Origin of the sequence: Streptococcus oralis subsp. oralis, assembly GCF_002096495.1 — a bacterium.
Lineage (GTDB): Bacteria > Bacillota > Bacilli > Lactobacillales > Streptococcaceae > Streptococcus > Streptococcus oralis_CU.
This window is the reverse complement of sequence record NZ_NCUO01000011.1, coordinates 23,811-35,984: the sequence shown is the minus strand read 5'-3', so window position 1 is coordinate 35,984 and position 12,174 is coordinate 23,811. Positions and strand designations below refer to the sequence as shown.

9 protein-coding genes are annotated in these 12,174 nt (G+C 36.3%); 4 read left to right on the top strand and 5 right to left on the bottom strand.

What is annotated here, in order from left to right:
* Positions 1 to 4 precede the first annotated feature (4 nt).
* From rodZ to yfmF, 3 genes are read right to left on the bottom strand one after another with little or no spacing between them, the layout of a single operon-like run.
* Positions 5 to 826 (bottom strand): cytoskeleton protein RodZ, encoded by an 822-nt coding sequence (rodZ, locus tag B7717_RS03780; protein ID WP_162287131.1) that lies wholly within the window; start codon positions 824 to 826, stop codon positions 5 to 7.
* 35 nt (positions 827 to 861) lie between these two features.
* Positions 862 to 2,145 (bottom strand): EF-P 5-aminopentanol modification-associated protein YfmH, encoded by a 1,284-nt coding sequence (gene yfmH, locus B7717_RS03775; protein WP_084944237.1) that lies wholly within the window; start codon positions 2,143 to 2,145, stop codon positions 862 to 864.
* Positions 2,142 to 3,392 (bottom strand): EF-P 5-aminopentanol modification-associated protein YfmF, encoded by a 1,251-nt coding sequence (yfmF, locus tag B7717_RS03770; protein WP_084944236.1) that lies wholly within the window; start codon positions 3,390 to 3,392, stop codon positions 2,142 to 2,144. Before yfmF ends, yfmH begins: the two co-directional genes overlap by 4 nt.
* Positions 3,393 to 3,552: 160 nt before the next feature.
* On the opposite strand from yfmF, the gene yaaA reads away from it, so the two are divergent.
* Entirely contained in the window at positions 3,553 to 3,921 is a 369-nt protein-coding gene (gene yaaA / locus B7717_RS03765) for a S4 domain-containing protein YaaA (RefSeq protein WP_084944235.1), read from the top strand.
* 2 nt (positions 3,922 to 3,923) lie between these two features.
* Positions 3,924 to 5,021: a DNA replication/repair protein RecF gene (gene recF / locus B7717_RS03760; RefSeq protein ID WP_084944234.1), complete on the top strand. Its 1,098-nt coding sequence runs from the start codon at positions 3,924 to 3,926 to the stop codon at positions 5,019 to 5,021.
* 52 nt (positions 5,022 to 5,073) lie between these two features.
* Here the strand turns inward: recF and guaB are convergent, their stop codons facing one another.
* Both guaB and trpS read right to left on the bottom strand, forming a co-directional pair.
* Positions 5,074 to 6,552, bottom strand: a complete 1,479-nt coding sequence (gene guaB / locus B7717_RS03755) for an IMP dehydrogenase (RefSeq protein ID WP_000073416.1) — start codon at positions 6,550 to 6,552, stop codon at positions 5,074 to 5,076.
* 162 nt (positions 6,553 to 6,714) lie between these two features.
* Positions 6,715 to 7,740 (bottom strand): tryptophan--tRNA ligase, encoded by a 1,026-nt coding sequence (gene trpS, locus B7717_RS03750; RefSeq protein WP_084944233.1) that lies wholly within the window; start codon positions 7,738 to 7,740, stop codon positions 6,715 to 6,717.
* A 195-nt stretch (positions 7,741 to 7,935) separates the two neighbouring features.
* On the opposite strand from trpS, the gene B7717_RS03745 reads away from it, so the two are divergent.
* Together B7717_RS03745 and B7717_RS03740 are read left to right on the top strand one after the other, a co-directional pair.
* Complete coding sequence (locus B7717_RS03745) at positions 7,936 to 9,558, top strand: ATP-binding cassette domain-containing protein (protein WP_000958788.1); 1,623 nt, start codon at positions 7,936 to 7,938, stop codon at positions 9,556 to 9,558.
* Positions 9,559 to 9,619: 61 nt separating this feature from the next.
* On the top strand, positions 9,620 to 12,172 hold the full coding sequence (locus tag B7717_RS03740) for a YfhO family protein (protein WP_084944232.1): 2,553 nt from the start codon (positions 9,620 to 9,622) through the stop codon (positions 12,170 to 12,172).
* Positions 12,173 to 12,174: the final 2 nt, after the last annotated feature.

The following is a 12,174-nucleotide window of genomic DNA, read 5'->3' as shown; positions in this document are numbered from 1 at the left end:
TTCCTTAATCTGTAGTAAATGTAAGTGTTACAGTTCCAGTCTGAGTTGTCAGCTTCGAAGTATCAATCGTTTGATTGTCCACAGTCACAGTAACTCCCTTCACTACACCTAAAGTAATGGTAACGGGATTCTTAGTTGAAACTGTTGTTTTTGCATTCTTATTGTCTGCGGATAGTGTCACACCACCCTCCAGCTCACTTCCTGAAACACTTACCCAGCTAGTTGCATCCGAAACAGTCAGCTGAACCGTAGCTGTTTCCTTACTCGTTTTATAGCGAGCTTCAATGCGGTTCCCTTCACCTGAAACGGTAATAGTTGATTCCGCAGTAGAAGATGAGCTTGATACCTGACTACTAGAAGATGAACTAGATGAGGTTGTTGAACTAGTTGAGTTCACAACACTATAGTTAGCTGAAGAAGGACTTGGCTGAGTTTGGATGTAGTTCCAAACATAGTAAGTCACAAAAATTAAAATTGACAAAGCAAATAGAACGAAATAAAACAAGGGGAGATAAGACGTTTTTTTCTTATTTGATCGTCTGCGACCAGATAAGTCTTCTTCATCGACATCTACCTCTTCGTAGGTAATCATACTGCCTGAATCATATGCATCCAAAACAATTCTTTCATCTAACTCTACTGCCCAGGCATATTTTCTTAAAAAAGAACGAGCATAGAAGGTACTAGGAAGTTGATCAAAATCATCTGCCTCCATAGCTTCTAGAAAATGCAACTGAATTTCAGTTTTTTCCTGTAATTCTTCCAGACTCAATCCCTGGTTAATTCTAGCTAAACGTAGAACCTCGCCAATTGTTTTTTTTCTCATACGTACCATTCCTTCTTTCTAGTATTAGTCATCTTTTAAGCTGGAAAGATTGTAAAATCAACTAGATCACCATTATCAATCAAACGATGTCCAGCTTCTAGAACATCCTCCAAAGTAATTTCCTGTAAAATTTTCGGAAAATCAAAAATTGTTTCTCCGCGATCCATCGGATCGTATTGAGTTGCAATAAATTCCAAGGAGTTCATGCTACTGAAAAACTCACCAAACATCTCACTCTTAACAAGATCTAAATGCTCCTCGGTAATATCCGCATCACTACTAAACTGACGAATCGCTTTACGAAATTGATGTGACAGAGAAACAGGCTCTTTGGTGTCCATTGTCAATATCACAAAATGAAAGCGACTATTGACTTCAACCTCAAGTGACAATGACGCGTCTAACTTCCCAGACTCATATAACCTTTGAAAACGATCAGAAGTCCAACCAAACATCATCGTAAATAGTAATTTCAATAAAATATTGTAACGATAAGACTCAGCTTCTATTATTTGCCCATTACCTCTAATCGCAACAGCAAGTTTGGGTGAAGAAACTTCCATCCGAAGACTATCTGTTTGCTTCACAGGCTGCAAGGGTAGTTGCTCTTTTGAAACCGTAAACTGGTTTGAAACTTCCTTTCCCTTTTTCGAAAAGTATTCCTCAACAACTTTTACATCAATATTTCCAACTAAAAACAGTGACATGTTGACAGGTTTGTAAAACTCTGTAAAATTCTCTTTTAAATTTGAAACTTGAATCTCAGAAATTGATTTTTCACTTCCAACTATATCTGTTGCTAAAGGAGTATCAGGATAAAGGTTGGCTAATGTTGCAAAAAACAAGCGTGAATCTGGATCATCTTGGTACATTTCTCGTTCTTGCTGGATAATATCCTGTTCCCTTAAAACTGATTCTTCTGTAAAATGAACATCTCCGACTAACTCATCTAGCAAATCTAAATTCTCTAATAGATGGTCAATTGTTGAAAAAAGATAGCTGGTCTTAGTAAAGCTTGTAAAGGCATTACTGTCCGCACCTAATCGAGTAAAAGCAGCCATTATATCCTCAGAATTTTCTCTTTCAAACAATTTATGTTCAAGAAAATGTGCAATTCCTGCTGGATGATGACGTAAACCTTTTTCCAAGCTTGTATAAGTTGCATCTACAGAAGCAAATTGAACTGTTACAATCCCATAAACCTCATTGAAATCTTGTTTAGGGAGTAAAGAAACTGTCAATCCATTTGACAATTGTGTTTTGTAGACTGTTTCCTTTACAGCAGGATAGTATTTTTCTTCAAAAGTAACCTTTGTCATTCTACTCCTTCCATAAAGTAAATCGCTTGTAACTTCAAACTATTGGCAACTTTACATACAGCTTCTTTATCAACACTCTCTAATTTTGCCACCAATCGATCAATATCAAAGCTTGATTTCCCCAATAGAGCATTCAAATAGACTCTTTCAACTAAGGTCTGTTGATTATCTTGAGCCATCAACAAAGATCGTCGAATCATCTCCTTGGTTTGTTCAAGCTCAAAATCTGTAAAGTTACCCTTTTTCAGATCTAGCAATTGATGATTCATCATTTTTCTAGCCTGATTTCGATTTTCTCTATCAATACCCGCATACATCCTTAACAGACCACTAAATAAATCCAATTGACTAGAGACTGTATAGGCTATTCCAGCATTTTCACGAACGTTTGTAAAAAGTTTCGAATGTGCAAATTCACCCAACAAACCATTCATAACAAGCATGGGCAGATGCTGAACATCACCATATTTTATAGGAGAATGATAGCCCATTTCCAAAATGGATTGCCCAACATTCCTCTGAACCATTCCCTCTCTTAGGACATTCGAATAAGATTGATGGTACTGGATAGTGACGTCGTTCTCTCTAGCTGTAAAGGGTAATGACTTCAGCGATTCTGTGATTTCTACTTCATTAAAATCACCTAAGAAAAAGAAATCAATACGATCATTCTTCAGAGCATTTTGAAAGCACGTGTAGCTACTTTCTGGAGACTCATTTGAAATGCTATTTCGTAAATCACTGTATCTCAATTGAAGACGCTCATCATGGAAGAACAAGCTATCCAACTCCTTATGAGCAAAATAAAATGAATCATCCATATCAGTAGCTAGACTAGCCAATAACTGTTTTCTTTCAATTTCAAATAAAGCTGGCTCAAAAGCACCATCTTGAGCTAAGGGAGCAAATAAAGTCTGTTTTACTAATTCCAAAATTCGAGAAGTCAAGACATTTTTTTTACTCAAGAACTCATCTCGCACGTAGGTAAATGTTAAGTCAAGAATATGTGCTTGTCCTCTACGATAAGCACTTGTGGAAATATCTGTTCCATATAAACTTGCCAAGTATCTGCGAAATGCTTGTGATGTGGGATAAGCTTGATTTGCCGTCTCCAACATACTCGCACTTAACATGCGTCCTGCTATTGTCTCAAGAGATAAGGGAGCAGTAAAACGAATAGTGATTTTATTTGTTTTAAACTTTTTGGATTGAACAAAATGTGCTGAAATTCCAGGCACTAATTCCATACCTTACCTCCTTACATATAGAGTTCTATTATACCACGAAAATCAAAATTTTTCTTGTTCTCTTTATAGCTTTAAAGAGTAAAACCGTTTTCATTTCAGCTAACTTTCCTTCAGCTATTTCAAGGAAAATATGGTATAATACCAAAGATTGAGGTGAATTATGGAATACAAATTATTTGAAGAATTTATTACGCTCCAAGCCCTCCTAAAAGAACTTGGAATTATACAAAGCGGTGGTGCTATCAAATCCTTTTTAATAGATCATCAAGTTTACTTTAATGGTGAGTTAGAAAGTAGACGTGGGAAAAAAATTCGTGTTGGAGATACGATTGACATTCCTGATTTAAAGATTGACATCACCTTGACACAACCAAGTTTAAAAGAGCAAGAAGAGTATCAAGCAGATAAGATTGAGAAAGAACGAATTGCTAAACTTGTCAAAGAGATGAATAAAGGTGTCAAGAAAGAAAAACAAAAAACTTCTTCATCACCTAAAACCAAACAAGTTCCACGTTTTCCAGGAAGATAACCATGTGGCTCCAACATTTAACAATTAAAACCTTTCGAAACTATAAAGAGGCAAAAATTGATTTCAATCCAAAATTAAATGTCTTTCTAGGTCAAAATGCACAAGGAAAAACCAATATTCTAGAAGCAATCTATTTCTTAGCCTTGACACGTAGTCATCGGACTCGTACAGATAAAAATCTCATTCATTTTGATAACGAGCAACTCCATCTTTCTGGCTTGCTACAGAAAAAAACAAGCTCTATCCCTCTAGAAATTGATTTAACGCCCAAAGGGCGTGTGACTAAGGTCAATCACTTAAAACAAGCTCGCCTATCAGACTACATCGGACATATGAATGTTGTCCTCTTCGCACCTGAAGATCTCCAGCTAATTAAGGGAGCACCTTCTGTCCGTCGAAAGTTTATAGACATCGAACTAGGACAAATTAAACCAATCTACTTGTCAGACTTGTCAAACTATAATCACATACTCAAGCAAAGAAATACTTATCTAAAATCCAGCCAGAAGATTGATGAAACATTTCTGTCAGTCTTAGATGATCAGTTAATAGAGTATGGTTGTCGCGTTATAAAGCATCGGATAAAATTCATTAAAGACTTAGAGAAATTTGGTCAAAAAAAACACTTAGAAATTTCAAATAAATTGGAAGAGTTGTCAATATCTTATCAATCATCTGTCAACTTCACTGATGAAGAACAGCTAACAAATTCTTTTAAAATTGCTTTGGAGAAAAGCAGATCCAGAGATTTATTTAAAAAGAATACTGGAGTTGGCCCTCATCGAGATGATATTTCTTTTTATATCAATGGTATGGATGCTAGTTTTGGAAGCCAAGGTCAACATCGTAGTCTTGTTCTCTCTATCAAACTAGCAGAGATCGAGCTAATGGAAAGTATTACCAACGAGTCTCCGATACTCTTGCTCGATGATGTTATGAGCGAACTTGACAATACACGGCAACTAAAATTACTAGAAACCATTTCTCAATCTATCCAAACCTTTATTACAACAACAAGTTTAGACCACTTACAAAACTTGCCAGAAAACCTTAGTATTTTCAACATTCAAAAAGGTAAAATTTCTGTAAATCAAGATTGACAACTTTGTAAACAAAAAGAACTCCTGAAAATCAGGAGTTCTTTTTTACTACTTACATAGAGTAGTTTGGTGCCTCATTAGTGATTTGTACATCATGAGGATGGCTTTCTTTTAGACCAGCCCCAGACATTTCAATAAATTGAGCGTTGTCGTGTAATTCTTTAAGGTTAGCTGCACCACAGTAACCCATACCAGAGCGAATACCACCAATCATTTGGAAGACAATATCAGCTGCTGCACCTTTATAGGCAACACGTCCTTCAATTCCTTCTGGAACAAGTTTGTTTGCTTCATTGACAGAACCTTGGAAGTAACGGTCACTTGAACCTTTCTTCATTGCAGCGATTGATCCCATACCACGGTAAGTTTTAAACTTACGTCCTTGGAAGATTTCCGTTTCACCTGGTGCTTCGTCTGTTCCAGCGAACATTGATCCAAGCATAACCGCATTTCCACCTGCAGCAAGGGCTTTTACAATATCTCCAGAATACTTGATTCCACCATCAGCAATGATTGTTTTTCCATATTCACGCGCAACTGCTGCTGCATCATAGATTGCTGTCACTTGTGGAACACCAACCCCTGCAATCACGCGAGTGGTACAAATAGAACCTGGTCCGATACCGACTTTGACAACATCTACACCTGCATCATAAAGAGCACGCGCACCTTCTGCAGTGGCAATATTACCCGCAATCAAAGTGCGGTCTGGGAAGTGAGCACGAATCTCAGCAATTTTACGCAAGACACCTGCAGAATGACCATGTGCAGTATCAATAACAATCGCATCCGCTCCTGCTTCAAAAAGAGCCTCTGCACGTTCAAATGTATCTGAAGTAACACCTACTGCACCAGCAACTAGAAGACGACCAAACTCATCTTTTGCTGCATTAGGAAATTCAATTACTTTTTCGATATCTTTAATAGTAATCAAGCCAGAAAGACGACCTTCTTCATCAACCAAAGGAAGTTTTTCAATACGGTGTTCTTGAAGAATACTTTCAGCTGTTGCAAGGTCTGTACCAACAGGAGCAGTAACAAGATTTTCACTGGTCATATGGTTTGAGATTGGCTGATTGTAATCTGAAATAAAGCGAAGATCTCGGTTTGTTAGAATACCAACCAATTTACGATTTTCAAGTGTCTCCACAACTGGAACACCACTGATACGGTAACGTCCCATCAGTTCATCTGCTTCAGCAATAGTGTGTTCTGGAGTCAAGAAGAATGGATCAATAATAACACCATTTTCAGAACGTTTTACCTTGCGAACTTCATCTGCCTGTTGCGCAATAGACATATTTTTATGGATTACTCCAAGACCACCCGCACGAGCAATGGCAATAGCCATTTGACTTTCTGTGACTGTATCCATGGCGGCTGTTATAATTGGGATATTTAAAGTCAGATTATCTGCCAATTTTGTTGTTAAATCTGCATCATTAGGCAACACATGACTTTCTGCTGGAATGAGCAATACATCATCAAAGGTAAAACCTTTTTTTAAAAATTTAGTATCCCAATTAGACATTGAAGTTTCCTCTTTTCTTTCTTTTTGAGCTTGACTCTTTTTGTATTGTATCTATCATACCATTCTATGAAAATTTGTCAATTATATTTATGGTAGAAATCATAAAAAAACTATCCCTGTGATCCTATGGAAGAGATAGCTTTATGATTCATATTTTATCTATTATTTAAAATAATTTAGTCCCATTGCTCCTTTAACCTCAGATAGGGTTTGACCTGCAACTTCACGCGCTTTCTCACTACCTTTTTGAAGCATATTGTACACTTCTCCCATATCCTTAGCAAATTCGATACGGCGCTCACGAATAGGGCCAAGTTCGCGTTCTAATATTTCAAGTAGATAACGTTTCGTCTTTACATCACCAAGACCACCACGTTGATAATGTTCTTTCATATCCGCAATGTCTTGAGCATCTTCTGGACGACCAAACACATCTAGATAATGGAAAACCATATTTCCTTCAATCTTACCTGGATCCTCCACTCGAATATGATCCGGATCAGTATACATGCTCATGACTTTTTTACGCAACGTATCCGCATCATCTGCTAGATAAATACCATTATTAAGGGATTTAGACATTTTAGCATTTCCATCTAAACCAGGCAAACGTCCTGCTCTCTCATTTTCTGGATAAATACCTTCCGGCTCTACCAAGACCTCACAATTATAAGCATGATTAAAGGAACGAACAATCTCACGAGCTTGCTCAATCATTGGTTTCTGATCTGTCCCAACAGGAACATAATTAGCCTTGAAGGCAGTAATATCTGCTGCTTGCGCAATCGGATAAACTAAAAATCCTGTCGGAATACTTTCTCCAAACCCTTTCTGAGCGATCTCTGTTTTCACTGTAGGATTGCGCTCTAAACGTGCTAGTGACACCAAATTCATATAGTACATAGACAGTTCAGCTAACTCTGGAATCTGACTTTGAATAAAGATAGTTGATTTACTTGGATCCAATCCAACTGCTAAATAATCCAAGGCAACATTCCCAATCGATTCTACAATCGTTTGAGGATCTTTGGCGTGATCTGTCAATGCTTGTTGGTCCGCCAAAAAAACAAACATGTCATACTTGTCTTCTTCCTGCAGTAATACTCTATTTTTAAGACTCCCAACATAATGTCCAATATGCAGTTTTCCTGTTGGGCGATCTCCTGTTAAAATAATGGGTTTCGTCATTTTTTTCTCCTTCGAAATGGTCTCTTCAATTATAGCATTTTTTTGTTAAAATAACAGAAAATTATTTAAATCAAACAACTAACTCATTGTAAATAAACCTGTAAACTTAATTGACATAAAATTGACAAACAAAAATTTGAATATTTCTCTCTTTTCTAGTAGAATAAATGTATTACATATTATAGGAGAAAAACATTGCTTACAGTATCTGATGTTTCACTACGTTTTAGTGATCGCAAACTTTTTGATGATGTCAATATCAAATTTACAGAAGGAAATACATACGGATTGATTGGTGCTAATGGTGCTGGAAAGTCTACATTCTTAAAAATCTTAGCTGGTGATATTGAGCCAACAACTGGTCACATCTCTCTTGGTCCAGATGAACGTCTCTCTGTTCTCCGTCAAAATCATTTTGACTATGAAGATGAGCGAGTTATTGATGTCGTTATTATGGGAAATGAAAAACTTTACAACATCATGAAAGAAAAAGACGCCATTTACATGAAGGAAGATTTTTCAGATGAAGATGGTGTTCGTGCAGCCGAACTCGAAGGTGAATTTGCTGAACTTGGAGGTTGGGAAGCAGAAAGTGAAGCGTCTCAACTACTTCAAAACCTAAACATTCCAGAAGAATTGCACTATCAAAACATGAGCGAATTAGCCAATGGTGAAAAAGTGAAGGTTCTCCTTGCTAAAGCCTTATTTGGTAAACCTGATGTTCTTCTTTTGGACGAGCCAACCAATGGTTTAGATATCCAATCGATTACTTGGTTAGAAGACTTCTTGATTGATTTTGATAACACCGTTATCGTAGTATCCCACGACCGTCACTTCTTAAACAAAGTGTGTACTCATATGGCCGACCTTGACTTTGGAAAAATCAAACTCTATGTCGGAAACTATGACTTTTGGAAGGAATCTTCTGAACTCGCTGCTAAATTGCTAGCAGACCGTAATGCCAAGGCAGAAGAAAAAATTAAGCAATTGCAAGAATTCGTTGCTCGATTCTCTGCTAATGCTTCTAAATCAAGACAAGCAACATCTCGTAAAAAAATGCTTGACAAGATTGAACTAGAAGAAATTGTGCCATCTAGTCGTAAATATCCATTTATCAACTTTAAAGCAGAACGTGAGATTGGTAATGATCTCTTGACAGTAGAAAATTTAACTGTAAAGATTGATGGCGAAACTATCCTAGACAATATTAGTTTCATCTTGCGTCCAGGTGATAAGACAGCTCTTATTGGACAAAATGACATCCAAACGACTGCATTAATTCGTGCAATCATGGATGACATCGACTATGAAGGAACCGTCAAGTGGGGAGTTACTACTAGCCGTTCTTACTTACCAAAAGACAACTCGGCTGATTTTGCAGGAGGAGAGTCAATCCTTGACTGGTTGCGTCAATTTGCAAGTAAAGAAGAAGATGACAATACCTTCCTACGTGGTTTCCTCGGTCGTATGCTCTTTTCTGGAGATGAGGTTAACAAACCTGTAAACGTCTTGTCAGGGGGAGAAAAAGTACGTGTCATGCTTTCAAAACTCATGCTCTTGAAATCAAATGTCCTTGTACTTGATGATCCAACAAATCACTTGGACTTGGAATCTATCTCAAGCTTGAACGATGGATTGAAAAACTTTAAAGAATCAATCATCTTTGCCAGTCATGACCACGAGTTTATCCAAACTTTGGCAAACCATATCATTGTTTTATCTAAGAATGGCGTGATTGATCGTATCGATGAAACCTATGATGAATTCCTAGAAAATGCAGAAGTACAAGCAAAAGTTAAAGAACTTTGGAAAGATTAAATAAGACTTCAAAACTCAGTTGGGGTAACCAACTGAGTTTTCTATCATTCTACGAGGTAACATGAAATCATTTTTTAAAACATATTGGACCTATTTTGTTTCTTTCATCATTCCTTTAGTAATTATGACTGGAGTATACCTAACTCAAGGTATCTACTGGAATAGCGATGCATCTCCACTATTAGGAGACGGTTTCCATCAATACGTTATTTTTGATGTAGCTTTACGAAATATTCTGCATGGAAATGGTAGTTTGTTTTACACCTTTACAAGTGGCCTCGGACTGAATTTCTATGCTCTATCTAGTTATTACTTGGGTAGTTTTCTTTCACCCCTAGTTTACTTTTTTAATCTGTCGAATATGCCAGATGCTGTCTATCTAACCACTCTCTTAAAATTTGGATTGATTGGTCTGTCAACCTTCTTTAGTCTAAATAGATTATTTAAAGATATCCCAAAATTTTTAAAACTTGCCTTATCTACTTCCTATGCTTTAATGAGCTTCACTGTCAGTCAGTTAGAGATAAAAACCTGGCTAGATGTTTTTATCTTGATTCCTTTCATTATAACTGGTTTACACCTACTTATAACACAAAAGAAGCGCCTACTATACTTTACAAGTTTGTCAATCTTATTTATTCAAAATTATTATTTTGGGTATATGACAGCATTGTTTCTTATTTTCTGGTATCTCTGCCAAATTTCTTGGGACTTTAAAACTCGAAAATCATCTTTTCTTGATTTTGTTGTTACCTCCTTTTTAGCAGGAATGGTTAGTTTGATTATGACTCTTCCTACACTGTTTGATTTACAAACTCATGGGGAGAAGTTAACTGCCATCACAAAATTAAAAACAGACAGTAGCTGGTATCTGGATATTTTCGCAAAACAATTCATTGGATCTTTTGATACAACTAAGTATGGATCTATACCAATGATTTTTGTTGGATTGCTTCCCTTTATTTTGACCATTCTATTTTTCACAATAAAATCCATTAAGTTTCACGTGAAACTTATCTATGCAATTTTTTTTACTTTTTTAATAACAAGCTTTTACATAGAGGCACTTGATTTATTTTGGCAAGGGATGCATACCCCAAATATGTTTTTGCATCGCTATGCTTGGATTTTTTCCACTCTGTTAATTTATACTGCAGCAGAAGTCTTAAATCGTCTGAAAGAACTGAAGCTATGGAATCTATTTGTCTCACTTTTTCTTGTACTAACAGGATTTTTGGCCACTGTCTATTTTAAATCACACTATTCTTTTTTAACTGATTTGAATATCCTACTCACTCTTGAATTTTTACTAGTTTATGCTCTTTTACTTCTTGCAGTCATTAGAAAATTTATCTCTGTAAATCTATTTGCAATCCTTTTGTCTTTATTTATAACAGCTGAGATAAGCTTAAATGCATCATCTCAAATGGAAGGAATAGCTAAAGAATGGGCCTTTGCTTCTCGTAGTGCCTATAATAGAGATATCACCGCTATGGAATCCATTCTAAACCAAGTTGACAATCCATTTACACGTACTGAAAAACTGCAAATTCAGACTGGAAATGACAGTATGAAATTTAACTACAATGGAATCTCTCAATTTTCGTCTGTACGAAATCGCTCAGCTAGCACTAGTTTGGATAAACTGGGATTCAAATCCTCTGGAACCAACCTCAATCTCCGTTATGCAAATAACAGTCTTTTAGCAGACAGTTTATTTGGAATCCAGTACAATATTTCTGAAACTTCACTTGATAAGTATGGCTTTCAAGAGATTTATCAAAAGGATCATTTAACCTTATATAAAAATCAACTCTCTTTACCCATTGCCTTTGCCACTCAATCTATTTACACAGATGTAAACTTTAACAATCACACTCTAGATAATCAGGCTTTATTTATAAACCAGCTTGCTAATCTCAACTTAGATTACTTCTCCCAAATAGCATCTGATAAAACAGATACTTCAGATGGTTTAACCAGCATCACAGGTTCTGCTAATGAAGATGCAAAGATTGATTATCAAATTGAGGTTCCTCAAAATAGTCAAGTCTATCTCTCTTTTTCAAATCTTCATTTTACAAACGATAAGCAAAAGAAAGTTGACATCATTGTCAATGGAGAAAAGAAGACTTTTACAACTGACAATGCATTTAATTTCTTTAATTTGGGTTATACTGAAAAACAACAAACTTTCAATATCAGTGTTAGTTTCCCTGGAAATTCTCAGGTGTCATTTGAATCTCCAACCTTCTATCATTTAGATACTCAGGCTCTTACTGAAGCAATCCAAAAGATTAAAGAACAACCTGTAGAAGTATCCACCTCTAAAAATAAAGTCTTTGCTACATATGAAGTCAAACAAGATACCTCTATTTTCTTCACTATTCCTTATGACAAAGGTTGGTCTGCATACCAAGATGGGAAAAAACTTGAAATCAAGCAGGCTCAGACTGGTTTTATGAAAGTTGATGTTCCAAAAGGAAAAGGCACCATTACACTTTCCTTTATCCCCAATGGTTTTGTTATTGGAGCAGCCTGCTCACTAACTGCCCTTCTTCTTTTTTGGATCTATAATCACAGACGAAATTTATCTAAGACAGAAAAAGATTGACC

Excerpts from the sequence above, each read along its gene's own strand:
- rodZ (WP_162287131.1), bottom strand. The coding sequence starts at position 826 with ATGAGAAAAAAAACAATTGGCGAGGTTCTACGTTTAGCTAGAATTAAC.
- yfmH (WP_084944237.1), bottom strand. The coding sequence starts at position 2,145 with ATGACAAAGGTTACTTTTGAAGAAAAATACTATCCTGCTGTAAAGGAA.
- yfmF (WP_084944236.1), bottom strand. The coding sequence starts at position 3,392 with ATGGAATTAGTGCCTGGAATTTCAGCACATTTTGTTCAATCCAAAAAG.
- yaaA (WP_084944235.1), top strand. The coding sequence starts at position 3,553 with ATGGAATACAAATTATTTGAAGAATTTATTACGCTCCAAGCCCTCCTA.
- recF (WP_084944234.1), top strand. The coding sequence starts at position 3,924 with ATGTGGCTCCAACATTTAACAATTAAAACCTTTCGAAACTATAAAGAG.
- guaB (WP_000073416.1), bottom strand. The coding sequence starts at position 6,552 with ATGTCTAATTGGGATACTAAATTTTTAAAAAAAGGTTTTACCTTTGAT.
- trpS (WP_084944233.1), bottom strand. The coding sequence starts at position 7,740 with ATGACGAAACCCATTATTTTAACAGGAGATCGCCCAACAGGAAAACTG.
- B7717_RS03740 (WP_084944232.1), top strand. The coding sequence starts at position 9,620 with ATGAAATCATTTTTTAAAACATATTGGACCTATTTTGTTTCTTTCATC.